Origin of the sequence: Nitrospira sp., assembly GCA_005116745.1 — a bacterium.
GTDB lineage: Bacteria > Nitrospirota > Nitrospiria > Nitrospirales > Nitrospiraceae > Nitrospira_D.
Window position 1 is genome coordinate 1 of sequence record SWDS01000004.1, and the last position, 24,934, is coordinate 24,934.

22 protein-coding genes and 1 pseudogene are annotated in these 24,934 nt (G+C 56.6%); 14 read left to right on the plus strand and 9 right to left on the minus strand.

Annotation, left to right across the window (positions count from 1 at the left end; genetic code table 11):
* Positions 1-78 precede the first annotated feature (78 nt).
* From E8D52_05175 to E8D52_05185, 3 genes are read right to left on the minus strand one after another with little or no spacing between them, the layout of a single operon-like run.
* The gene (locus E8D52_05175) at positions 79-1,338 is read right to left on the minus strand and encodes an RNA polymerase sigma factor (protein ID TKB69635.1); all 1,260 of its coding nucleotides are present in this window, start codon (positions 1,336-1,338) and stop codon (positions 79-81) included.
* 7 nt (positions 1,339-1,345) lie between these two features.
* Entirely contained in the window at positions 1,346-1,705 is a 360-nt protein-coding gene (locus E8D52_05180; protein ID TKB69636.1) for a YciI family protein, read from the minus strand.
* 48 nt (positions 1,706-1,753) lie between these two features.
* On the minus strand, positions 1,754-2,167 hold the full coding sequence (locus E8D52_05185) for a VOC family protein (GenBank protein TKB69637.1): 414 nt from the start codon (positions 2,165-2,167) through the stop codon (positions 1,754-1,756).
* A 410-nt stretch (positions 2,168-2,577) separates the two neighbouring features.
* On the opposite strand from E8D52_05185, the gene E8D52_05190 reads away from it, so the two are divergent.
* The 6 genes and pseudogenes from E8D52_05190 (at position 2,578) to E8D52_05215 (ending at position 6,546) form a co-directional block, all read left to right on the plus strand.
* A complete protein-coding gene (locus tag E8D52_05190) occupies positions 2,578-3,174 on the plus strand; it encodes a sigma-70 family RNA polymerase sigma factor (protein ID TKB69662.1) in 597 nt (198 codons plus the stop codon).
* Positions 3,175-3,209: 35 nt separating this feature from the next.
* Positions 3,210-3,335, plus strand: a pseudogene (locus tag E8D52_05195) (zf-HC2 domain-containing protein).
* A 233-nt stretch (positions 3,336-3,568) separates the two neighbouring features.
* Positions 3,569-4,030: a YHS domain protein gene (locus E8D52_05200; protein TKB69638.1), complete on the plus strand. Its 462-nt coding sequence runs from the start codon at positions 3,569-3,571 to the stop codon at positions 4,028-4,030.
* Positions 4,031-4,199: 169 nt separating this feature from the next.
* Positions 4,200-4,505, plus strand: coding sequence for a carboxymuconolactone decarboxylase family protein (locus E8D52_05205; GenBank protein TKB69639.1), 306 nt, complete (start codon positions 4,200-4,202; stop codon positions 4,503-4,505).
* Positions 4,506-4,750: 245 nt separating this feature from the next.
* Positions 4,751-4,996 (plus strand): DUF2630 family protein, encoded by a 246-nt coding sequence (locus E8D52_05210; GenBank protein TKB69640.1) that lies wholly within the window; start codon positions 4,751-4,753, stop codon positions 4,994-4,996.
* Positions 4,997-5,109: 113 nt separating this feature from the next.
* Positions 5,110-6,546 (plus strand): glutamine synthetase, encoded by a 1,437-nt coding sequence (locus E8D52_05215; protein ID TKB69663.1) that lies wholly within the window; start codon positions 5,110-5,112, stop codon positions 6,544-6,546.
* 171 nt (positions 6,547-6,717) lie between these two features.
* Here E8D52_05215 and E8D52_05220 read toward each other — a convergent pair whose 3' ends face one another.
* The 4 genes from E8D52_05220 to aceE form a co-directional block, all read right to left on the minus strand.
* Positions 6,718-7,479 (minus strand): lipoate--protein ligase family protein, encoded by a 762-nt coding sequence (locus E8D52_05220; protein TKB69641.1) that lies wholly within the window; start codon positions 7,477-7,479, stop codon positions 6,718-6,720.
* Positions 7,439-8,854, minus strand: coding sequence for a dihydrolipoyl dehydrogenase (gene lpdA, locus E8D52_05225; protein TKB69642.1), 1,416 nt, complete (start codon positions 8,852-8,854; stop codon positions 7,439-7,441). The genes E8D52_05220 and lpdA overlap by 41 nt, the downstream gene beginning before the upstream one ends.
* An 81-nt stretch (positions 8,855-8,935) precedes the next feature.
* Entirely contained in the window at positions 8,936-10,204 is a 1,269-nt protein-coding gene (locus E8D52_05230) for a 2-oxo acid dehydrogenase subunit E2 (GenBank protein TKB69643.1), read from the minus strand.
* 35 nt (positions 10,205-10,239) lie between these two features.
* Positions 10,240-12,891, minus strand: a complete 2,652-nt coding sequence (gene aceE, locus E8D52_05235; GenBank protein ID TKB69644.1) for a pyruvate dehydrogenase (acetyl-transferring), homodimeric type — start codon at positions 12,889-12,891, stop codon at positions 10,240-10,242.
* 253 nt (positions 12,892-13,144) lie between these two features.
* Here aceE and E8D52_05240 point away from each other — a divergent pair, with 253 nt between their 5' ends.
* On the plus strand, positions 13,145-13,915 hold the full coding sequence (locus E8D52_05240; protein ID TKB69645.1) for a CBS domain-containing protein: 771 nt from the start codon (positions 13,145-13,147) through the stop codon (positions 13,913-13,915).
* Between the two features lie 28 nt (positions 13,916-13,943).
* Positions 13,944-14,306, plus strand: a complete 363-nt coding sequence (locus E8D52_05245; protein ID TKB69646.1) for a hypothetical protein — start codon at positions 13,944-13,946, stop codon at positions 14,304-14,306.
* 59 nt (positions 14,307-14,365) lie between these two features.
* On the opposite strand, the gene E8D52_05250 is transcribed toward E8D52_05245, so the two are convergent.
* Positions 14,366-15,130 carry a methyltransferase domain-containing protein gene (locus E8D52_05250; protein TKB69647.1) on the minus strand — a complete coding sequence of 255 codons (765 nt, stop codon included), beginning with the start codon at positions 15,128-15,130 and terminating at the stop codon, positions 14,366-14,368.
* A gap of 188 nt (positions 15,131-15,318) precedes the next feature.
* Between E8D52_05250 and E8D52_05255 the strand changes: the two genes are divergently transcribed.
* The 6 genes from E8D52_05255 (at position 15,319) to E8D52_05280 (ending at position 21,784) form a co-directional block, all read left to right on the plus strand.
* Complete coding sequence (locus tag E8D52_05255) at positions 15,319-16,143, plus strand: hypothetical protein (GenBank protein TKB69648.1); 825 nt, start codon at positions 15,319-15,321, stop codon at positions 16,141-16,143.
* On the plus strand, positions 16,118-17,275 hold the full coding sequence (locus tag E8D52_05260; GenBank protein ID TKB69649.1) for a hypothetical protein: 1,158 nt from the start codon (positions 16,118-16,120) through the stop codon (positions 17,273-17,275). Before E8D52_05255 ends, E8D52_05260 begins: the two co-directional genes overlap by 26 nt.
* Before the next feature lie 958 nt (positions 17,276-18,233).
* Positions 18,234-18,884: a hypothetical protein gene (locus E8D52_05265; protein TKB69650.1), complete on the plus strand. Its 651-nt coding sequence runs from the start codon at positions 18,234-18,236 to the stop codon at positions 18,882-18,884.
* A gap of 346 nt (positions 18,885-19,230) precedes the next feature.
* Positions 19,231-19,653: a c-type cytochrome gene (locus E8D52_05270; protein ID TKB69651.1), complete on the plus strand. Its 423-nt coding sequence runs from the start codon at positions 19,231-19,233 to the stop codon at positions 19,651-19,653.
* A 39-nt stretch (positions 19,654-19,692) separates the two neighbouring features.
* Positions 19,693-20,907, plus strand: coding sequence for a hypothetical protein (locus E8D52_05275; protein ID TKB69652.1), 1,215 nt, complete (start codon positions 19,693-19,695; stop codon positions 20,905-20,907).
* Between the two features lie 43 nt (positions 20,908-20,950).
* Positions 20,951-21,784, plus strand: a complete 834-nt coding sequence (locus E8D52_05280) for a hypothetical protein (GenBank protein ID TKB69653.1) — start codon at positions 20,951-20,953, stop codon at positions 21,782-21,784.
* A gap of 43 nt (positions 21,785-21,827) precedes the next feature.
* Here E8D52_05280 and E8D52_05285 read toward each other — a convergent pair whose 3' ends face one another.
* Positions 21,828-24,926, minus strand: coding sequence for an efflux RND transporter permease subunit (locus tag E8D52_05285; protein TKB69654.1), 3,099 nt, complete (start codon positions 24,924-24,926; stop codon positions 21,828-21,830).
* Positions 24,927-24,934 lie beyond the last annotated feature (8 nt).

The window sequence follows — 24,934 nt, forward strand, 5'->3', positions numbered from 1 at the left end:
CTACGCGCAGTGGCGCCTTCATTCACCCGTTGCACTTGGAACTTGAAACCGCCCTCCCATTGAAGATCCAAACTATGCTTATGCCCTAGACTGTATTTCTGCGAGCCGCTTCTCCAGAAACCGTCGTTCCGGCTCTTGTTTCGCGAGAGCAAGCGCACGTTCGTATGAGGCACGGGCATCGGCCTTCCTATCCAGACGACGACAGAAATCAGCCCGTGTCGCGTGTGCCAGATGATACTGGGCCAACTCACCGCGCTCCAGAAGCGCATCGACCAACGCCAAGCCTTTGGCTGGTCCATCGCGCATCGCAACCGCGACCGCCCGGTTCAACTCGATGATGGGCGAAGGTTCCGTTCGCAACAGGAGATCGTACAAGGCGACAATCTGTGCCCAGTCCGTTTCTCCTGCGCTGGGAGCTTCTGCATGGACAGCGGCGATGGCGGCCTGCAAAGTATAGGGGCCGATGCGTTTTGATGCGAGTGCCCGTTCGACGAGGGTGATACCTTCTTTAATAAGATCGTGGTTCCACAATGACCGGTCCTGTTGCTCTAACAGCACGAGATCACCGCTGGCCGAGGTTCGCGCCGCTCTTCGCGATTCGTGCAAGAGCATCAACGCGAGCAGTCCCATGACTTCTGAGTCAGAGAGCAATTGTAAGAGGAGTCTCCCCAGCCTAATTGCTTCACTGGAGAGATCCGCTCTGGTGAGCGATGGGCCGAATGATGCTGAGTACCCTTCATTGAACACCAAATACACCACGCGCAAGACAGCCTCAATGCGTTCCGGCAACTCTGATGGTGGAGGAACCTCGTAGGGGATGCGCGCATCGCGGATCTTCGCTTTGGCACGGACAATTCGTTGCGCAATCGTTGTTGGTTTGGTGAGGAAGGCACGGGCGATTTCCTCCGTTGTCAGATTACAGACCTCGCGCAGCGTCATGGGGAGTTGTGCGTCCTGTGAGAGGGCCGGATGGCAACAGGTGAAGATCAGGCGCAGGCGGTCATCCTCGATGGGCTCGTCTGTCTGTTCCAATGGATCGCTGGTGGTGGTCTCGATGTGTTTGGCGAGTTCGTTCAACGATGCATCATAGCGAGCGCGTCGTCTCATGCCGTCGATGGCCTTGAACCGTCCGGTGGAGACGAGCCAGGCCAGGGGATTGGCCGGGATGCCGTCGTGTGGCCATTGCTCCAGCGCAACCGCGAAGGCTTCCTGTAAGGCCTCCTCAGCTGCATCGAAATCACCGAGCAGCCGGATCAACGTGGCAAGCACCTGCCGCGATTCAGACTGGAAGACCTCGTCAATCTTGACGCGGGCTCTTGTTGATGTGTCGTCATTCATACGACCGTTAGTCTGCGCACCCCAATTCCTTCATTGGACGGACTTCCACGCTGCCGAAGCGAGCAACTGGAAAATGGGCAGCGATACGGATCGCATCATTTAGGTCCGGGACATCGATCATGAGAAACCCGCCTAACTGTTCCTTCGTCTCGGCAAAGGGCCCATCGGTAGTCGATGTCTTGCCTTCTCGGACTCGTATGGTCGTGGCTGTCTCCACTGGGTGTAGGGGGGAGGCGGCAAGCAACTGGCCAGCTTTCTGTAACTTCCCGCAGTAGGACATCGCTTCATCCGAGATCGCACGCCGCTCATGGCTTGGAAATCCATTCAAGATTTTTTCTTCGAGATACACGAGGCAGAGATATTTCATATGGCCTCTAGGGCGATGGGTGTATATGAGGTAAATCAATGCTTCCAGTTACTTGGCTCGTTCGTTCGGTTCCCATAGCGCAAAGACGTTTTCTTCCTGATCCGCACAAATTGCGAAATAACCCATCTCCGGCACTGCCGTTTTCCCCGTGCAGACGGTTCCTCCTAGTTTCTTAACCTTGGCCATGGCCTTGTCGACCGACGGCACGGATACATAGACGGTGATGGTCTGCTTCGGATGCATGCGTGGGAAAACCCCTCCGTCCGGTGAAGCATCTTTCCCGCCGGTGTCGATATGCCAATAGTTCTGTACGGCAGCCGGTAGTTTGGCAAACTTCCAACCGAACAACGACCCGTAGAATTTCTTCGCCCGTCCCAAATCATCGGCGGGTACTTCGAACCAGCAGATACTTGCCGGAATTTTCGAGTTCTTCGCTTTGCGTTTCTGTACGTTCTTTGCCATATTGCCCCTCCTGTCAGTGATGTAAACATTGTGGTCGTAGCGTATAGCATTTTGCAGAAGCTGGCATCGCTGTGCTCGTCCGGGCCATACGCTATAGGCTAGTGGCCATCGGCTGCCTCCCTAAGATAGTCGTCCGAACCGGTCAAAATCGACATCGAGCTGTTGTTCGCCAGGACTGGCTTGAACTACACGTGTAAGTGCCTGATATTCTTCGTGGGCATCGTCCTTTTAGTCGGTTGCGCTGATAATCCATGTGGGGCCAGTCTCATCTCATGCCGAAGAGATGTGTAAGAAATTCATGCGGTGACCGACAACCACTATCAACATTGCACTCGATCCGAGACTCGGATTAGCATGACCGACCCATCGTTATCATGGCATTAGATCGCTCACAAGAATCTTCCACCGATATGGACGATGTCTCTCGGGTCAACTCACGGTACTGGATCGACGAACACGGAGACTATTTGTACCGGTTCGCCCTCGTGCGTGTCCGCGATTCAACGGTGGCTGAAGATCTGGTTCAGGAGACATTTCTTGCCGCTCTTCAGGGGACCCATCGTGAGAGTGGCCCGACGGCTGAGCGTCGCTGGATGGTGGGCATCATCAAACACAAGATCGTCGACTATTTTCGTCGAATCGTTCGTGAGCCGTTGCGCGAGGGCGATCCCTCCGACATTCCCTCTGGCGACGACGATTTCGTGGTGGACGGTCATTGGAAGCCGGAGGCTGGGGCCGGTTCGAGCTGGCCGGAGAATCCCGATGGATTGCTCGAGCGGAAGCAATTTTGGGACGCCTTGGCCAGCTGTCTCGACAAGCTGCCGTCCCGCACGGCGCAAGTCTTCACCCTCCGCGAGGTGGACGAGATGGAAACGGACGAGATCTGCCGACTGTTACACCTGACTCAAACGAACCTCGGCGTGATGCTGCACCGCGCGCGAAAACAGCTTCGCAACTGTTTGTCTGTTCGATACTTCGGTCAGACCGGAGAGGGAGCACGTCCATGAATTGGTTTCCACCTCTCGCCTCGACCTGCCAGGAGATGGCTCGATTGCTCTCCGACGCCATGGACCATCGGTTGCCGTGGCACGCGCGGATACGGATGCATGTCCATCTTGGGATGTGTCAGGTCTGCAAGAGCTATCAGCGCCAGCTGGTACTTCTTCGCCATCTCCTGCGACGCACGCCACACAGCGAGGCAGAGCCGACAGTACAGCCCCAGCTGTCGGCTGAAGCCAAAGAGCGCATCCGCCGGGCCCTCGACTCGTCCCATTCATAACGCAGTTCTCTTAGCATCACTGTCGTCGTTCAGAAATTGGTGTGCCGTTCTCCGTAATAAATGGGGCGCCTGCACGACAAGCCATTAAGCGTTTCTCACATCAATTCACAAGGAGGCAACTCATGCAGAGGTTCACAAGACAGATTCTTCTCAGCCTTATGCTGGTCCTCGGCCTTGGCGCTGGTCAGTCCTTCGCCGCTGACGTACGACACAGCACCCCGGGCTTGAGTGGGTACGACCCGGTCGCCTACTTTACTGACGGTAAGGCGGTGAGGGGCTCGGGGTATCACGTGATGGAGCATGACGGCGTCACCTATACCTTTGCCCGTGAAGAACATCAGAAGATGTTTGCGGAAAACCCCGGCAAGTATCTACCGGCCTTCGGGGGCTACTGTGCCTATGGCGTGGCCGTTGGCAAGAAGTTTGTCTCTGATCCGGAGGTCTGGAAGATTGTGGAGGGGGTGCTCTACCTAAACTTGGATAAGGGGATTCAAGGCCAGTGGGAAAAAGACATTTCTGGCCATATCAAGAAGGCGAATACCAATTGGACGCAGATTCAAGAGAAAAGTCCAAGAGGACTCTAAGCTCAGCATGATCGGCCCGCCGCATGGTTGTGCCGCGGGCCGATCGGTTGAATCGAGCCAGACAGGTTAGGAGTGTAAGTCGACGTATCGAAATGGGATATAGCTGGCGGTGTCCCGGCAGGCCTGAACTAAGACGACTCATTCATTCATCACACGAAGGAGATTGCACATGTATGAAATGACGAACATCAAGAAACTACCGAAGCTTGGGTCTAAAGCCAGCGAAGCGTGGCAAACCTTTGTCGCGTTCGACAAGGCGGCGCTAGCTGATGGCGCCATTCCTAAGAAGTACAAGGAGCTCATGGCCATTGCCGTCGCCTTGACCACCCAGTGCCCCTATTGCATCGAGATCCATGCTGATGCGGCCCGCAAGGCTGGAGCGAGTGAGGAGGAGCTGGCTGAAACCGGTTTTGTCGCGGCAGCCTTGAGAGCCGGTGCCGCCGTGACGCACGCGACTCATCTGATCAAGGATTGAGGGGTGACGCTGAGGAGGCGGGGAAGCCTCCTCGGCGGTCCGTCTTCGTGAAAATCTGGACGTGCTGGCTGTCGACGACATCGTCATCGTTCAGAAGTCGATAGCCGGCAGCTTCCATTTGGTGCTGGACCTCTCGCAGCGCGCCGGGGAATACACGTTGGCTAGAACATCAGTTGACCGCAGTTTCGGGTGAGCGTAACATCACAACGTGACGGTTCCGATCACGTTGCGTTGGAGGATTCAGGATGGACGATCAAGTCGAAGATCAGCCGGTCCTCAATCATATTCAACGCCTTGTTGCAGAAGAACATCGTTTACACGAGCAAAGGGCACATCCCAAAGCCGATCGCAAGCGGCTCGAGCAAGTTCAGGTTGAGCTCGATCAGTGCTGGGACCTCTTGCGCCAGCGACGCGCCCTTCGTGAGGTCGGCCTTGACCCGAACGACGCGGAAGTTCGCCCGCCACAGGTTGTTGAAAATTATGAGCCGTAGAGATAGAGATGGGGTGAGCACGAACCAAGCACGCTCGACCGACATGCGCTACGAAATGGGTTTCGGCGCTGGTGTATTTCCGGAAATTCAGAAGGATCATATTCATGAAGACCATGGCTAAACGTACATCCGATGACCTAAAGAGTTTCCTTGAGATGCCGTATGACGAGCTCGAAGCAATGAATCTCAAGGCAATGCAGCGTGCTGAGACGGCCGGAGCCAAAGAGCTGGAAGAGGAATATACCTCGTGGCTTAAGAAGGAAAAGCACATCAAGGCCGTGACCTTATGCTTCTCCGATATCGAAGGCCGACTGCATATGCTCGATTACGACAAGAAGTACCTGCTGGAGTCGTTGGGCAATCTGACCTTTGATGGGTCGTCCATCCGTGGGTTCACACCACAACATGAGTCGGACCTGCGTCTTGCCGTCGACTGGTCCTCCATCCGATATCTTCCGGCCGATGTGATTGGCGCAGGGAAGGTGATTTTCTTTGCGTCTGTGTTGAATAGCGATCGGACGCCGTATCACAGCGACTTCCGCGGGATGTTGAAATCCTATACGGAGGGCCTCAGGAAGAAGGGTATTACAGCGAACGCTGCCAGTGAAATTGAAGGCTTCCTTGTGGCAGGGCAGAATGCCGAGCAACGGTACGGTGAGAACGGGTTTACGCTCATCTCAACGGGTGGGTACTATCACTCACTCCCGCTGGACACGCTCCGTCAGTTTATTGATAAGTCGGCGGAGGCACAGCGCGCCCTGGGCTTCAAGAATGAAAAAGATCATCCAGAGGTCGCGCCGTCACAGTTCGAAATGAACTTTTCCTATGCCGATGTGGTGCGCGCTGCGGATCACGTGCAGTTGTACAAGCTGATCTGCCGCCAGGTGGCTCGATCCATGGGGCACACGGCGACGTTCCTTCCAAAGCCATTCGTCGGGATCAATGGATCCGGCATGCACACCAACTTTTCGCTGAGCAAGAATGGTAAGAATATTTTTCACGACGTGAAGGGGAAAAATGGGCTTTCCGATGTGGCCTGGGACTTCATTCTCAAACTCTTGAATCATGCGCCAGAGATCTGCCTGGTGTTTAACCCGTCGGTGAATGCGTACCGCCGCCTCGATCCGCACTTTGAAGCACCGAACCAGATCAAGGTCTCAGCGATCGATCGCGGCTCCATGATCCGCATTCCGATGGCGAATCAAAAGACGGCCCGTATCGAATTGCGTTCGGTCGCTCCTGATGCGAATCCCTACCTTGTGCTGTACACGATGCTCAAGACTGGCTTTGAAGGGGAGCGCTTGGAGAAGCAAGAAACAGCAGGCGACCGCGCACGATTCCTTCCGAGTAGCATCAATGACGCTATCGTGCTGTTTAATGAGTCGAAGTTTATCACCGACATTCTTGGCGAGGACAGCAAACAGAAATATTCCAGCTTCAAGCAGTTAGTGGCAGATCGATCCCCGAAAGAACTTGGTACGATCGTGAAGGCTTCTGAAGTGCTCTTTCATCACGAAGTTTCCAATCAAATGCTCTGGAATCAGTTCTAGTCAACGTTGGATCCACTTTAGCGATCAACTCGCTTTTCTTCAGGTCACGCCGGGCGACTCCCAAATCTGAACCTCAGGATCTCTTCGCCCGGCAGATCAAAGATGACGCGGACTGCTTTATTCTCAGGACAACGCACGAGTACCGTGGCGGCATTCATGATCCTGCTCCTGTTACGGGTCTTCCAGGCTCCGTGTGAGCACGGTCGCGATGGTGCGCGGCATGCGGACTTTGGGCCATTCATGGTCCATCGGCATGGCGTTCCATGCGGAGGCAATGGCTTGTTTCATGGCCTGAGGCGGAGCATTGAGTGTCCGCAAAAACATCCTGTGAGGTCGGTCCGAACGGTAGTCCGGTTGTCGCAAGGGGTGCTTGAGATACCGTGCGACAAGATCGGCCCTCATGCCATGCAGAATGGTCCCGTGAAAGAGCAGTGCGTGCCTGGTTCGTCGTTGCGCGTTGCCGGAAATCTTCCTGTCGCCGATTGCGAGGTCGCTAATCCCTCGAAAGCTCGTGGTCGGCTCCCATTGACGAAGCGCTACGGCTATCCGTTCCAGAATAAATCGATTGGTAGTGCGAATGCTCGCGAGGTCGGGATGCCAATCGAGCGGCAGCACAACGGCATAGGAGAGACAACCTGGGCCCTGCAAGACGGTCCCGCCGCCGCTTGCGCGTCGCAGGATAGGCAGGCCGTCTTTTTCGCAGGTGGTAAGATCGACATCGTCGGCCACGCGAGAGGCGCGACCTAACACGACGAACGGACGATCGCTCTCCCAAAATCGAAGCATAGGAGCTCCACCCCGCTCATCCAATTCTTCCAATAATACTTCATCCAGCGCAAGATTCTCGGCGGGAAAAGGGAGGGTCAGATCGAGCAACCGGAACGTGCGCATGTCATGACCGGTTCGGCATGAAGAGATGTGTTGGTGATCCATCGAATGATTCAGCCGCTTCCATGATGGTCTCGCTCAACGTCGGATGTGGATGGATCGAGGAAGCCACATCTTCTGCGACTGCACCCATCTCGACTGCTAGGACTCCTTCGGCGATCAACTCGCCTGCACCGACGCCGCAAATCCCCATGCCGAGGACGCGTCCGGAGTCCGCATCGAGTACGAGCTTGGTGAGGCCTTCGTTGCGGCCCAATGTCGTCGCGCGCCCCGAGGCTGCCCAAGGAAATCGCGCCACCTTCACAGCTTGTCCAGATCCATTGGCCGCTTCTTCTGTCAGTCCGCACCAGGCGATTTCAGGATCGGTAAAGATGACGGCTGGGATCGCCGTCGCATCGAGCGCTGCTGGTCGTCCGGCGATCACTCTGGCGGCGACCAGCCCTTCATGCGTGGCCTTGTGGGCGAGCATCGGCTCTCCCACTACATCGCCAATCGCGTAGATGGTCGGTTCGGTCGTGCGCATCTGCCGATCGACTTGCACGAAGCCGTTCGGTGCGATGGCAACTTTTGTGTGCTCGAGTCCAAGCTGGTCGCTATTGGGTCTTCGTCCTACGGCAACGAGCACGCGGTCGAACATCTCGGTGCTGGTTCCTTCAGAATCTACGAAGGTCACCGCCAGACCTTCCGTCACCGCATCCAGTGTTTTCACGGTGGTGTTGAGCTTGATGGCCTTGAAACGGCGTTGCATGCGCTGATGGAGCGGTCGCACGAGATCCGCATCGACGGCGTTCAACAGGCGCGGCAGCGCTTCGACCACTGTGACCTCGGAGCCGAGCGCCTGATAGACAGTGCCTAACTCGAGGCCGATGTAGCCACCGCCGACGACCAGCAGGCGTCTGGGGACATCAGGCAACTGGAGTGCGCTCGTGGAATCCATGACGCGTAGATCGTCGAGCCTGAGCGCAGCCGGGATCACGGGCTTCGAGCCGCTCGCGAGAATCGCATGACCGAATGAGAGTTCGTGCGACCCGGCGGTGCCGGAGAGCTGTAAGGTCGTCGCATCCTTGAACATGGCCCGCGCATGGATGACCTCGACCTTCCGGCTACCTGCCAGGGTCCGCACGCCTTTCGTCAGTTTGCCGATGATCGCGTGCGCGCGGTTGCGAAATGCCTCCAGGTCCACCCGTGGCTTATCATAATGGATGCCCCAGGCAGCCGCTTCTTCAGCATCGGTGAGTAAGCGAGCGGCGTGAAGCAAGGCTTTGGAGGGAATACAACCGCGCAACAAGCAGGTCCCACCCAGTTGTGGATCCTCATCGATCAGCGCCGTGCGTAAGCCGAGATCTGCAGCCTGGAACGCGGCTGCATAGCCGCCTGGACCGGCGCCGATCACCGCCACATCAACTCGAGAGGGAGCCATCGAATCCCCGGCTACAATGTCAAACATGAATCGTTAGCTTGATAACAGCGCGCTGCTTGTCGTGCCATTCCACCAAGCCTATTAGAGCCCAAGAAACATGCCCTGGAAATCTTCCAGCACTTTGACGATCTCGTTGATAAAGCGTGCGCCGATCGTCCCGTCGACCAGCCGATGGTCATAGGCCACGCACAATTGCAGTACCCGGCGCGGCACGAACTGGCCTTCACGATACACTGGCGTCACCTGAGCCTTACCGACACCGAGAATGCCGACTTGAGGCGGATTGATGATCGGCAGGAACGGACCGGCACCGATCCCTCCCATGTTGCTGAGCGTGAACGTCGCTCCGCGCAGCTCTTCCAACTTGATTTCTCGTTTGCGGGTTCGCTCGGCGAGATCGGCCAGCTCCAGCGAAATTTGGAGAAGATCTTTCTGGTCCACCTGGTGAACGACCGGCACGATCAGTCCAGCCGGTGTGTCGACTGCCACGCCGACGTTGTAATAGTCCTTGTAAATCACCTCGCCGTTGGTGAGATCGAGGGTTGCGTTCAGCTGCGGGTATAGTTTGAGTGCATGGACGATCGCTTTCAGGAAGAGGCTGCTCAACGTCAGCGTGGCGCCTTTCTTTTTAAATTCAGGCGCATACCGCTTATGCAGCGCCATGAGATCGGTGATGTCGGCATCCTGGAATTGATGAACGTGCGGGATGGTCGTCCAAGCTTGTATCATGTTCGCGGCGATCTTCCGACGGGTTGACGAGAGCGGCTCTCGCCGTTCAGACCCATAGGGGGTGGAAAAGATATTCCCGCCTACGCCCGGGGTGGTGCCGCGTGTGCTCCGTTCCCGCACGAAGACTTTCACGTCTTCAGCAGTGATTCGGCCACCGGCTTCCGATCCTTTGACCTGTGAAAGGTCCACGCCCAGTTCCCGTGCGAGCCGACGAACGGATGGAGGGGCTGGGATGGTTGTACCCGCTGACGGTGGACTGACCACGGCAGGTTTCTGCTCCACGACCGGTCGATCTGGTGCCGGCAGTGGCGTAGTCGGTCTGGTCTGTGGGACTGGCGCCAACTCCGGCTTCCCCAGCGCCGAGGTCGCAGCCTTCTGCGCCTCACCCTCAGCTTCGTTCAGCTCGATGATCGCCTGTCCGACCTTCACGTGATCGCCTTGGCGAACGAGGAGGCGGGCAACAGTTCCTCCGGTGGGCGCCGGCACGGGCACGGTGGCTTTTTCGGTCTCCAGCTCGATGAGCGATTGTCCCTCGCTCACCTGATCGCCCTCGCGCACCAGCAGTTGGACAACGTCGCCGCCTTCGATACCTTCCGCAAGAAATGGGAGCTCGACTTTCATGTCATATTCCTAACATGATGAATAGCCGGTCTCGGTCACCGGTGCCAAGGGGCCTCTCCATCGGTCGAAACCTCGAGATCACGCGCAGCCTGCGTGACCAGGTTCGCCGCCACGGCTCCCTGACGACATAGCGTATAGAGCGTTGCCACGACCAGATGTTCGGCGTCAACTTCGAAGAAGCGCCGTAACGCCTTGCGGGTATCGCTCCGGCCAAAACCGTCCGTTCCTAAAGCGAGTAACCCGCCGGGAATCCAGGGCGCAATCTGCTGCGGAACCAGGCGCACATAGTCGCTGACGGCTACGCAAGGGCCATCGAACTCCCCAACGGTCCGCTGCAGGAAACTTGTACGAGGTGCTGATTCTGGGTGCAGCAGATTCCAGCGCTCGGCCTCGAGCGTGCTCATCCGCAGCCGCTTGTAGCTCGTCACGCTCCACACATCGGAGGCCACTCCGTAGCGCAAGAGCAGATCCTGTGCGCGCACCGCTTCGTTCACCAACGGACCGCTTGCGAGGAGATGTGCGCGGTGCTTGGCTCGTTCCGGTGCGGATCGGAATCGATACAGACCTTCTCGGATACCTTCCTCCACATTCGGCGGCATAGCCGGCATCGGGTAGGATTCGTTGTAGAGCGTGATGTAATAGGACAAGTTTTCCTGATCATGGTACATCCTCTGTAGTCCATCCTGGAGAATGACCGCCAGCTCAAACATGAAGGCCGGATCGTATGCTGCAATCGTCGGATAGGCGGCGGCAAACAGGTGGCTCTGTCCGTCCTGATGCTGCAGGCCCTCTCCTTCCAGCGTCGTACGCCCCGCGGTGGCGCCCAGCAGAAAGCCGCGCGTGCGCATGTCGCAGGCGGCCCAGATCAAATCGCCGATCCGTTGAAACCCAAACATCGAGTAGAAGATGTAGAACGGAATCATGTTGACGCCGTGTGTTGCGTAGGCGGTGCCAGCAGCAATGTACGAAGACATGGCACCCGCTTCCGTAATACCTTCCTCAAGAATCTGGCCGTGTTTCGCCTCGAAGTAGTACAGAAGGGAACTCTTGTCCACCGGTTCATACAGCTGGCCGGCGTGCGAGTAGATGCCGTATTGCCGGAAGAGCGCCTCAAGTCCAAAGGTGCGCGCTTCGTCGGGAATGATCGGTACGAGATATTTCCCGAATTCCTTCATGCCGAGCAGGCGACTCAGCATTCGGGCGAACCCCATTGTGGTGGAGACCGAACGCTCCCCCGACCCTTCGAGAAACTCCTTAAACTGGTCGAGCGCCGGTGTCTCGAGCGATTCGACGTTGACGCGCCGCTCCGGGATGGGACCGCCCATCGCTTTGACACGCTCGGCAAGGTATGCCGCCTCGGGACTGTCGGCTGGCGGCCGGTAGAACGGGGTCGACGTCAGTTGCTCATCCGGCACCGGCACGCTGAACCTTGTGCGGAACTCGCGCAGCTCCTGTTCGTTCATCTTCTTCTGCTGATGCGAGACGTTGCGACCTTCGCCGGCCTCGCCGAGGCCATAGCCTTTGATTGTCTTAGCCAGGATCACAGTGGGTTGTCCCTCGTGCTCCACGGCGGCCTTGTAGGCGGCGTAGAGTTTTCGCGGATCGTGGCCGCCCCGCAGCATCTTGTGGATCTGCTCGTCGGAATAGCTCTCCACCAGCTTGAGCAGTCGCGGATCAGCACCGAAGAAATGCTGTCGTGTGAAGGTGCCGCCTTCCACCACATACTTTTGATACCAGCCATCCACGACCTCGCCCATCCGCTTGACCAGCAGGCCTTCGTTGTCCTTTGCCAGCAGCGGGTCCCAGTCGCTGCCCCAGATGACCTTGATGACATGCCATCCGGCGCCGAGGAAGATGGCTTCCAGCTCTTGGATGATTTTGCCGTTACCGCGTACGGGACCGTCTAGACGTTGAAGATTACAGTTGACGACCCAGATGAGATTGTCGAGCCGTTCGCGGGAGGCGAGTGAGAGGGCGCCGAGACTTTCCGGTTCATCGGTTTCGCCGTCGCCGACGAAGGCCCACACCCGTTGTTGGCTCGTGTCCTTGATGCCGCGGTCCTGCAGGTAACGGTTAAAGCGCGCCTGATAGATCGACAGGATCGGTCCTAGGCCCATCGAGACCGTGGGAAATTCCCAGTAGTCGGGGAGCAGCCAGGGGTGTGGATAGGACGACAAACCCCGTCCGTCGGGGGCCAGTTCGGCACGGAAGTGGTGGAGCGCTTCCTCCGGGAGACGTCCCTCGACGAACCCGCGGGCGTAGATCCCCGGCGCGGCGTGACCTTGAAAATAGACATGGTCACCGCCTTGCGGTCCCTCTTTGCCGCGTAAAAAATGATGCAGAGCCACTTCATAGAGGGTGGCTGCCGAAGCAAAGGTCGAAATATGCCCGCCGATGCCAGGACGCTCTTGGTTCGCCTTGACGACCATCGCCATGGCATTCCAGCGGACCAGGCTGCGGATTCGGCGTTCTAGTTCGAGGTTGCCTGGGTAGGGCGGTTGTCGAGAGGTGGGAATTGTGTTGACGTACGGAGTGTTGACCGATTGGGCGACCTGAGCACCGCGTTCGTCCAGTCGATCCCGAAGCCGTTCGAACAGATACGTTGCCCGCTTGATGCCGTGTTGCTCAAGTACGTACTCGAGGGAGTCGAGCCATTCGCGCGTTTCCTGTGGATCGGTGTCGCTCATGCAGGGTCCTCGGGAGATTCGTCTTTCACATCCTACCTTATTTTGAGCTCGTGAGTCGCTTGTTGCCTTTGACCTGTGCCTCAACACCAGCGGTTGCCGGTGGGGCATGTGCGCGTCTTTCGTTTGCATTCGTCCTAGTCGCAGGTCGCAGATAGAGATATATTCGCACGAGGAAACGGGCAGACCGAACAGGCTTGCCTCGCTCATTCTGATGGAGGTATTATCTAGAGTCTTACCTCATTAAGGAGGTGCCATGACTACGACGCGCACCATTCCCAAATCGACACGGATTTCCCTCGACCGCAGCATTGAACGGATGCGAAAGCAGTTGGCTGAACTGGCCCAGTTTTTGGGCAAGGGGACGCCGACTCGCAGTCTGGAGGAATTTGATCTGGAAACTGAACGGTTGATCGGCGATCTACTAGGGCAGGCCTCCGACATGCTGCATGCGTATGAATACGCCGAACTGGGCGAGGCCGGCGGGTTGGTGAATATGACGGACGAGGCGCCGGAAGGCACCGGCATGGACAGCCATCGGCAGAGTCTCTTGCAACGGTATCGGGTGTTGGAAAGCTGCGTGTCGGAGCTCGAAGCGCGTCGGGCCGCCGAGCCGAAACAGAAGAAAGTTGGGCGGACTCTCATCGGGCCACAGATCGCAGAGCATATGTCGGCGGAAGTCCGGAGTCTCTCACAGGAGGCCACTCTGCGCGAAGCGGGGCAGCTCATGCAGAAGTGGAAGCTCGGCTCACTCCTCCTGACCGACAACCAGTCCTATGTCGGCTTCATCACGGATTCGACGCTGGCGCGTGAGGTGGTGGCCAACGGGGTGAATCCCAACACTACTCCTGTCAAGACGTGCATGCGCAAGCCGGTCGTGGCCATCGAAGGTGATCGTCCGATCATTGATGCCGTGCGCATGATGAAAGACCAAGCAACCCGGCATCTGGCCGTGACGCAGGACGGCCAAATTATCGGCGTGATTTCCGTCTCCAATATTCTCCGCTATTATTCAGGTGTGGTCTAACCAGCTTCACGTCAATCGGGGAGGTGCAATGATGGGACCGACCAAAGTGATCGTGAACGGCAGTGGCTTGTACGAGGCAGTGTCCGGCAAACTGATCAAAGACGGTTTCACGAGTCGTGGCGAGCTAGAGGACTACGTGAACCATCATTACCTCGTCTTGCCCGTGATCGACAATGCAGGCAAATCATGGCTGCTTTACGGGAAACCGGTGTACTGTCTACACGGAGTGCAATACGAAACGGTGAATGATCAGAAAGTTCACCTCACCCGGTGTCCGGATTGTGGCGGCATGGGTATCCGTTCCGACGAATTCACGGTGGAGTCAGATTGCATCCGGTGCACGGCCTGCGGACACGAGTTTGATCCTCGGTTAGAAATGATGGAGACGTAGGAAGGGATAGCTTGGTCAAAACCTCTGTGACCGAGCCGTGCACCTAGAATAACTGGCTCCTACCGCTCTGCCTTCGCGAAAATCTGGAAGTGCTGGCTGTCGACGACATCGTAATCGTTCAGAAGCTGATAGCCGGCGGCTTCCATTTCGCGTCGGACCTCTTCTTTCGGGGTTCTGTACCCAAACATATCGGAAAAGAACCCTCGAGGATGAAAATCGAGAATCGCGACGCGACCGCCCGGTCGTAGCGATGAGGCGAGGGACCGAAAATAGCCCACTCGATCGTTTATGTCATGATAGCCATCGCAACTGAATACCAGGTCGACCGGCTCCGGAAGTCTTGGATTGTGTGGCTCGGCCCGGACCGGTCGGACATTCGGGGTCCCTCGGGAAACCATTTCCTTGATGATCATGTTGATCGAGCTCTCCTTGATATCAACGGCATAGACCGTTCCTCTGGCCCCGACCGCCTTAGCCAGGTGCCAGGTAAAGTAGCCTCCGCCGGCACCCAAGTCTGCCACCCGAGCTCCCCGCGCGAGGGACAGTTTTTCAACGACCCCTTGTGGTTTCTGCCATACATCCCGTGAGGGGTCGCTCAGGTCTTGATAGTTCCATTGGGCGCAACCGGTGAGCACTAGGATAACAATCAAGAGTACGTTGATCTGTGCAGGCAGGAGTTTGTGGATCACGGCACCTTCCTTTCCTAAGACTGCGACCAAGTGTCGGCTACATCGATGATCGGTGTCCCGACGAACGTAATGCTGTCTCATCTCAATTGTCCTTCGAACCTTGCCATATATTGATTGCCGCGGCAAGACGCTCATTCGTGTTCACACGGAAATGCCTTCAATCATGGACAAGTTCTGAAACTCACGTCTGTGCAACGTGGCTGTGGCATGGCAATGTCCCGCTATTCCAGGCTGCGACTGCCGCACATGCAATTACAACGCACTTGTAATGAGAACCTAAGGAGGTTGTATACTCCCCCCTTAAATTAAGGCTCAGTCTCAATATGGCTCAGTCCAAGCACGGACAAGCACTTTCTAGCGCCACCCTCCAGCTTCTTCGACCGTTGGTGCGGATTCTTCTTCGGAACAATGTGTCCCATCGGACGTTCGCCGAGCTGGCCAAGCAGGTCTACGTGGAGGTTGCAAACGCTGAGTTTGGAATTCATGGTAAGAAGCAGACGGTGTCGCGGATCGCGATCCTCAGTGGATTGACGCGCAAGGAAGTGCAACGGATCTTGACGCTCCCGCCTCATTCTCGATCCATTATAAATGAAGAGTACCATCGAGCTTCACGAGTGATCACCGGCTGGATCCGGGACTCCGATTTCGGAGATGGAAAGGGCCATCCTCGACCACTTCGAATGGAGGGGCGGGGAGCTTCATTCAGTGTGTTGGTGAAACGCTACAGTGGAGACATCCCGGTGAGGGCCTTGTTGGATGAGTTGTTACGGGTCGGTGCGGTGAAGCAATTGAAAGATGGGCGAATTTGTCTGCTCTCTCGCGGCTACGTTCCTCAGAAAGGTTCGGCTGAAAAATTGCAGGTACTTGGAGCCGATACTGCTGATCTTATTTCAACCATCGATCATAACGTCCATCTGAAGCCGTCGAAGCCTCGGTTCCAACGCAAGGTCATGTATGACAACGTCTCGTTAGAGACCGCGAAGGAATTTCGCACGCTGGCGTCTGCAGAAGGACAGGAACTCTTAGAGAAGTTCGATCGGTGGCTCTCTCATCGGGATCGTGATATGAACCCAGCATCAAAGGGGAGCGGTCGCGTGCGCGTGGGGCTAGGGATCTATCATTTTGAAGAACAAGAACGATCTGACTGATTTCAGCCTGAATAAATCCCTCGTCATAATGCAGAAGCTCGATCAAAACTTTCTTGGGGCGATCGCCCTGTGCCTCTTACTGGCATCGTGCGGTCCGGGTCCACAAGCCGGAGGTGGGATCGGTGGGACAGGCCAGATCGCGTCGGTAGTTTCTGGGGCAATCACCGGGTTCGGCAGTGTGTTTGTCTCCGGATACGAGTACGAGACCGGCAGTACGTCGATGATGGTCGATGGGAAATCCGGCAGCCTCACTGATCTCAAAAAGGGGATGCTGGTGCGTGTTAACGCGACGGTAACGGAGCGTTACGATACACATGACGTGCTGCAGCGCGCGGCGAACACATTGCTGTACGAGGATACGGTCGAAGGGGTCGTGCAATCGGTAGCCTCGGATGGGTCAAGCCTGGTTGACTTGGGTCAGACCGTCGCCATAACGACGTCGACGGTTGTCGATGCCAGTATTCCTGGACGTAATGTTCTCAGTCTCATGCCAGGTCGAGATCTCGTAGAGGTCAGCGGGTTTGTCACGGGGGATGGTGCGATCATGGGAACGTTCATAGAGTTGAGAACTCTCGATATGAACACGCAGGTTCCTGACTATGAGGTCAAAGGTTTCATCAAGAACCACAATGCTGCTCAAAAAACCTTCGAGATCGGCGCCCTGACCATCGAGTACAGCGATGCGAGGTTGAACGACATGCCGGGCCAAATAAGCGGCGATGATTGGAACGGGTTGTTAGTCGATGCGACAGGAGACCAGGTGTCGTCTGGAGACCCAGGTTCGTCCGGCGTTCGTATGAAAGCGAACCTCGTATGGCCAGAAACGCTGGGTTCAAAGGATAGTGAGAACGCCAAAGTGGAAGCATTTGTGACCCACGTACGTGATTTAAGCGACTTTTCGATGGGCATTGTCCGTGTACAGACAAGTCCCGGGACAGTATTCGAAGGCGGAACCCCGAGCGACGTTCAAGTCGGCATTCGCCTGGTGGTAAACGGTCCGTTAGTCGACGGGGTTGTGAATGCGACGAAAGTGAAGTTCGAAAGAGAAGAAGAGGATCACGCCGAACCGACAATGGTCAATTCAACCGGCGCTCGCTTGCCTTGCGGGGATTCAACGGTCCCTGTTTGCTGATTCCATGGGAGGCTAACTGTCCGCCCCTAGTCGTCTCCCGACGCAGTGACAATCATGATATAGGGCAGATCGTCTCCTCTTCGGACCTCGACTTCGAACGTTCCAGCAGAGAGGCTCCTGCCGAGGCTCGTCCTGCATCAGTGACTCACGGAAATAGTCCTAGCTGCCATCTGCAATTGCAGAAGATCGGTCCGCCGATGCTTTGGCTTGAACGTCCGATGGAGGTCGGGCCTTGATAGCTTACTGCGTCCATCCTTTCAGGGCAAGTTCTCCTCTCCGTTACATCTACATCTCACGCGCGCGCCTAGCGGTTCTGGCTCTTCCATTGTTTTGCTCCCAAGGCGATGGCTGCACGCTCGTGCGCGTCATTCGAAGTGTATACACACGTCAGGCGGGACTGTGTACGTATCATTGCCTGTGAGACTGCGGATATGCAATATGGGAAAATTATCCCATATTGAAAATTGAAGTCAATCGGGAAATGTTCATGACGGTCTCGCGGTTGTGTATGGAGCGGTTGTTCTGGTGTATGCAGTTCCCGACATGTTGTGGAGCAGCAACGCGCACGCATTGTTCGGCACGGTTCTTTCTGGCTGGGTGTCCGCCCTGGAATACGTAAGCGGTTATAAAATTGGGATAGTAATCCCAATAGTGAAAATCGTGAACCCGTTTCGATTTGTGAACTGACGGTGTGTGTATCGCTCGATCCTGGTGTGCGGCTGTAGTTCTTGCCATGCGATAGTCGTATCGCGAAATGCTCTACGTATCTTCCTGGTATTCACATCCTTCGTGGATGTATGGACTCGTAACTCCTTGAGAGTATTAAGATCGTACGTCGATATTCGTGATGTGCGTCACGCATGCATTCAGCGCGGCATCGCACTTGCGTGTAGATACTCCAAGCATGTGTTGATCAGTACTAACCGTAGAGGTGTCGAGTTATGCTTAATTGTTGGGTATGGAGGGAATGAGGGACGCGGCGTATGCTGATGGTCGCCCAGGATCATCAATCGTGTGGCACATACTGGAAGGAGACGCCGTGGGAACGAAGACGGTCAACGAGTTCACGAATCCAGGGATTCCTGTTCCGGCGTCGGATGCCTTGACCGACGTGTTGCGGGAAGGGGCAAGACGAATGCTGAAGGAGGCTGTGGAAGCGGAAGTGCAGGAGTTTCTGGACCGCCATGCGCCACTGAAAGACGGCAACAACCGTCAACGGGTGGTGCGGAATGGCTATTTACCGGAACGGACGATCCAGACCGGGCTGGGGGACGTCGCCGTCACGGCGCCCCGCGTGCGAGACCGGGAGGGAGCGATCCGGTTCTCATCTCAGATCCTTCCGCCCTACCTGCGGCGCACCAAAAGTCTGGCCGAATTGTTGCCGTGGCTGTACCTCCGGGGGATCTCCACGGGAGACTTCAGTACCGTGCTCACCAGTCTTCTGGGACAGGATGCCCCCGGGTTATCCGCCACGACGATCCAGCGACTGAAGGAGTCCTGGAAGGAAGACCACCGCCAGTGGGCGATACGGGACCTGTCGAAGACCTACGTGTATCTCTGGGCTGAAGGCATCCATTTCAACGTCCCATCAGAAAGCGCTATTCCCTAAAGGCTGCATACCCAACATTTGACATTATCTCAGAGGTGTCTTGTCATGCCTGGTGTGTTTACGTAGCGCCAATCATCGATCCGCGTAAGAGACAACTAAGCCAAATAAGCGTGATTGGACTGGTGCGTGTGGGGTGATCATGTTTGAAAATGATCGTATCCCGTGCAGGGATTGCTCTGTCTCTCTCTAGACATGCCCGACCGAGACGAGCCCATGCACGCCAAACAAAGGAGAGGTGGCCTGCATCTGGTGCCAGGGCAATCGGGAAGTTTCGACCTGGAATAGGCACCGCGGACTTCTTCTTTAATAACGATCAATAGAGGTGTCCATAAGGAGGGAGGACAACATGAATGTTAGACATTTGAGCCTTTCAGTGTTAGGCGCGGTGATCATGGCGTGGCCGACAGCAGTCATCGCCGGAGATTTTAAGACCCCGGTTGCTCCGGAGGAAGTCCTCAAGACGTCGAACCCGATACCGCCGACTTCAGAGGTGGTGCAGGAGGCTCCGAGCATTTATGAAAACAAGTGCAGCAAATGTCATGGGGACAAGGGCGATGGGAAAGGGTCTGCCACGAAAGGATTGGATGTCAAACCGAGAAATTATCGGGACAAAAACGTGATGGAGAAAATCCCGGATGGGCAACTCTTCTGGATCATCGCGAACGGGAGTGATCCGGAGGCGACTGAGATGTCCGGATACAAGAAAAAGCTCTCTGAGGAACAGATGTGGGCGCTGGTCCACTACATTCGAAAATTTACGATGCAGTAGTTATGAATGATGAAGACAGAGAGGGGAAACAGAATGCGGATGAGAATGTTGTTGTGTGCGGTTGTGCTGAGCGTGATGGCGTCAGGGTTATCGGCAGTCATAGCGCCAAAGACGGCAGAAGCTATTCCTGCGTTCAGTCGGCAGACAGAAAAGTCCTGTTCGACCTGTCACCAAGCTCTACCTAAGCTGAACCAAACAGGTCAAAGCTTTCGCATGAACGGATTCCGATTTCCGGAGGATAAAGAGTGGACCGATGTTCAAGATATGAAGCACGTGCCTGTCTCCGCGCGAATCATCGTAGAGGCCGAATACAACAACGCGGATGATAGCCGCCCAACGTCAAAGCTGAGCGTTGCCACGATTGAGCTTATGGCCGGAGCTCCATTGGGGAAGACTGGCATATTTTCGCCCTATGTCGATATCGGGTATGCGAATAGGACGATTGCGGTCAATCAGGCCTATGGCCAAATCAACGATCTGCTTGGCCCAACCGGACATGGCTTACTGAACGTCCGATTCGGTCAGTTTGATATCGCGCTCCCATTTCTGTCGCATTCGCAACGGGTGATCAGACAACGATACTTTGCCCAGAGCGCACTCGGTGTAGTCGGGGCTCGAGCACAGACTATCGCGCCGGCAGGGGTTCCGGTTGCAGACGAAGCATTGGAATTCTACAACACGGCTGTTGAGCTGAACGGGCAACTGCTCGGTGAGATTATCTCACATCGATACATGATCGGAATGTTTCAGCCTCAACAACTCACTGAGGTAAGCAGATTGGAGAATCCGGGCTTCTATGCAACGTATGCTGCTACGTTCTTTGATAATTACCAGATCGGAGCGATTTACAAGCGTGATACCGTGAACAATCCGTTTCCGGGTCACCCAAACAGCAACAGGGCGTTGGACAAGTGGGGTGTCGCAGGGGAAGCAAAGATGGGGCCGTTTGTAGTCACGGCGGGGTATTTTAGAGCCGCATCCCTTGATCAGCGAGATCTTCAGAATGTGATGGTGGAGGGTTTCTATATCCCCAACAAGACGTGGGTTGTGGGCGCTCGGTGGGATCACTTGAAGCAAGAGTCGGCCCCGTCAGGCTCGCGAACGACCGCCATGATACGGTATCACATCTCTTCCAGCGTCTACATCCAAGGAGAATGGCGTGTGACGGATTCATTTAATGCGGGGCAACCCAATCCAGTGCAATTCGAACAAGACTCATTGCAAGGAAGGTTGTTTGTGAATGCCGGCTTTTAGCCCGATCTTATTCACATCAATGCGCTACACTGAGGCACGGCGCATGGCTGCTTTAATCCGCATTTCCCACAGAAAATTCCAGCTGAGTATTTTAATCTTGGCCAGTGTGATGTGGCTGGTCACGAGTGCATGTTCCCTCATCCAGTCCAAGATTGTGGATGAGGTGCTGGTCGATGGCCCACAGGGGGCGGTATTGCTTCAGAAAGCCGAGGACGGATGGTTCGGAACGGCCCATCCACTTTCCCTGAGCTCTGCGGTGGTTTCTTCTGTGTTTCAAGGCGTGCAAGTTCAGACTTCGCTGATAGATAAGGCTCCCGGGGAGCGTGTGTTTTCCGATGAAGATATTGAGTTTCTTACCCCGTTGGTTCGTACCGCCTTGTCTAAGGCGACGAAGAGCCAGGTGGTGGGATTTCGAGTGCTGCACGACACCGAGTCTAGGCAGGAGACGACTGGGGGAATTCTGTACATCCAAGGGCGGTTACTCCATCTGACTCTCACGCACTATCGTGCACGGCAAGAAGGGACGGGTCAGGATGGTGCGCTACGTCGTCTCGCTCTTAATCCAACCGGGTTGGAGAAGCACCAAATCACGTTCAGCCCTGAGGCTGCCAGGCTGTCGAGCCGGAATGAACAACCCGATGTCACCGCTGCGACGCCATTGGCTTCACTGGTTCTTGACTATGAAACGCTGACCGTTGGGTCGCCACGTCCGTCAACACTGAACGCAGTACCTGTTGACGAGAATCGTGAGAGTCAGGTGCCGGTCATGAAGAAGGAGACGGAGACGGAATTAGAGGCACTCAAGGAAGAGATGCGCCAACTTCAGCGGCGTCTTGATGATCTCGATCGCGGCAGGTCGCGCCCGACAACGCCGTAAGTATACCGAGCGGCTGTCGCCGAAGGAAAAAGTATTCAACGGTTTAGACTTCGGCCCTTGCCAGCAGCAGCGGCGATTCTTCTCGTGCGTCGCTCGGTTCCAGCGGTGAATGTTCTGCGGCAATCAGCGAATAAAAAACGGGTACGACGAAGAGGGTGAAAATCGTGCCGACGGTCATGCCGGTGACCAACACCATGCCGATACTGTTACGGGCTGCCGCACCGGGACCCATCGCCAAGACGAGGGGGAGGTGACCAAAGACAGTGGCAGCTGAGGTCATCAGCACCGGCCGCAGTCTCGTCAGCGAGGCCTCGCGCACCGCCGTCAGCCGAGAGTATCCGCGAGCCTGCAGTTGATTGGCGAACTCCACGATGAGGATGCCGTTTTTGGCGATCAATCCCACCAGCGTGATCAGCCCGACTTGGGAGTAAATATTGATTGTGGTGAGATCGAGAAAACTCACCACCAGGGCGCCGGACATTGCAAGTGGGACCGAGCCTAGCAAGACGATCAAGGGATCGCGGAAGCTCTTGAACTGAGCCGCCAGTACCAAATAGATCAGGACTACCGCGAAGCCAAGCGTGACGGTGAGCGCCGCTCCTTCCTGGCGGAGTTGCCGTGACTCGCCGGCATAGTCCATGACCACGCGCGGGCCACTTGAGGCTGCCGCGGTTTCAAGCACACGGAGCCCCTCTTCCTTGGTGAAGCCGGGTTTTAGACCTCCGAAGATGCGGACGGCGTTGCGCTGCTGGAAGCGATTCAATGCGCGCGGCGCAGTGCTTGTTTCGATATGGGTGAATGTCGACACCGGAACCAATTGGCCGCCCGGTGTCTTGATTTTGAGATCAAGCAGTGGATCGACCGTTGCGCGATCCTTGTCCCCGAGTTGAGGAATGACCTTGTAGCTGCGGTCGAAGTAGTTGAACCGGTTGACGTACCCGCCGCCGAGCATCGTGCCCAGCTCACGACCGACTCCAGCCAGGTCGAATCCCAAATCCGCGAGCCGCTCACGATCTAACACGACGCGGGCTTGGGGGAGGTCGATTTTGAGGTCGGTGTCCACATACAAGAACTTGCCGCTCTGCCAGCCTGCGCCCAGGACGGACCCGACTGCTTCAAGCATCTGTTCGGCCGGTGCATCGCTCTGCACGATCAACTCCACGTCGTACTGACCAGGGGTGGGGAGCGGCGGGTCTAGTCTGGGGAATACACGGAGTCCCGGTATTTGCGACACCGCGCCGAACACGTCGTCGTACATCTCCTCGGTCGAGCGAGCGCGATCGTGCCAATCCTTCGCGACTACGCCGCCGAAGCCGCCCCATGCCGTGGTGAGCGACCAGGTGTAGTCCGCCCCAGGGATGGCCGTGAGGGCGTTGACGATCCGGAAGTGTTGCCGGTTGGTGGCCTGGACCGTGGAGTCCGGCGACGCTTCGAAGAAGAGGCTGATGTGGTTCTGATCTTCTACGGGAGCCAACTCTTGACGTGAGAAGTGATAGAGCGGCCAGGCTGCGAGCACGATCAGGAGCGCGGCCACCACAACCCCCCACCGCATAGTGAGAGTGCTGTCGAGGAGCCTGGCGTAGATCCCGCGCGCTTCCTCGAAGCGCCGATTGACGAATGCCGTTAAGCGACCTTCTTTGCCTCGCGGATGGACGAATCGCGAGCTCATCACCGGCGACAGCGTGATCGCGACGACACCGGAGAGCACGACGGCCACGGCCAGTGTGATCGCAAACTCCAGGAATAAGGAACCAGTTAGCCCGCCTTGGAAGCCGATGGGGGCATAGACGGTCGCGAGCGTGATCGTCATCGCAATGATCGGGCCCAGCAGCTCCCGGGCGGCGGCTTGCGCGGCCTCGATTCGAGATTGGCCCAGACGCACATGCCGTTCCACGTTCTCAACGACCACGATGGCATCGTCTACCACGAGACCGACGGACAGCACGATGGCGAGCAGGGTGAGAAGATTCAGGCTGAATCCGAACGCGGCCATGAAGAGGGCGGTTCCGATCAACGATATCGGGATGGCCACGAGCGGCACAATGGCCGTGCGGACCGATCCCATGAACAGGAACACCACGAGGGCGACGATCAGGATCGTTTCGGATAACGTTTTGGTGATTTCCGTCAGGGCGTTCCGGATGAACATCGTGCCGTCCCAGACGAGTTTCATGTCGATATCGCTCGGGAGGGTCGGCCGGATACGTTCGATCTCGTCGCGTAGCCGGTGTCCGACGTCGATTTCGTTCGCGCCGGGCACCGACCAGATGCCGAGATACACGCCTTCCGTCTCATCGTACTTCGCAATGATCGTGGCTTCTTCGGCTTCCCGTTCGATTCGCGCGACGTCCTTGAGCCGCACGATGGCCCCGTTCCGATCGGCGACGATCAGCTCCTCAAATTCAGCCGTGGAACGAAGATCGGTGTTGGCAAGCAAGTTGACCTGGACCTGATTGCCTTTTGTGCGGCCGACCGCCGCCAAATAGTTGTTTCGACGCAGCGCGCCCTGGACGTCGCCGGGCGAGAGGTTGAGGGCCGCGAGTCGGTCAGGGTCGATCCAAATACGCATGGCGACCTGTCGCTCCCCTTCGAACGTGACTCGTTGGACGCCGGGTAACGTTGCGAGCTGGGGTTGTAACGTGCGTAGCAGCCAATCAGTGACGGCGGGGACCGGACGCTCCGTCGAACTAAAACTCAAGTAGAACGAGGCGTAGGGTCGATCGGCTCGCTGGATCTCGATCACCGCTGGCTCGGCTTCCGGAGGCAGTTCCGATCGTACCTGCTGGAGTCGTGCGGTGACCTCTGCCAGTGCTGCCGTACTGCTGTGGTTTAATTTGAGATGGACGGTCACGGTGCTGACTCCAGCGCGGCTGGTCGATTCGACATAGTCGACACCGCTGATTGCCGAGACGACCCGTTCGATCGGCGTACTGATGAACCCACGAATAGTTTCGGCGCCGGCGCCGTAGTAGAGGGTGGTGATGACGACCAACGAGTTTTCGATCGTGGGATACTGCTGGACCGGGAGTGATGTCATCGCGCGCCAACCGGCAAGGAGGATGACCAGGTTGACGACGATGGCCAACACAGGATGTTTGATGAAGACGTCGGTGAACGATGTTCGGGTCGTGTCGTGCGGCATGATGATCG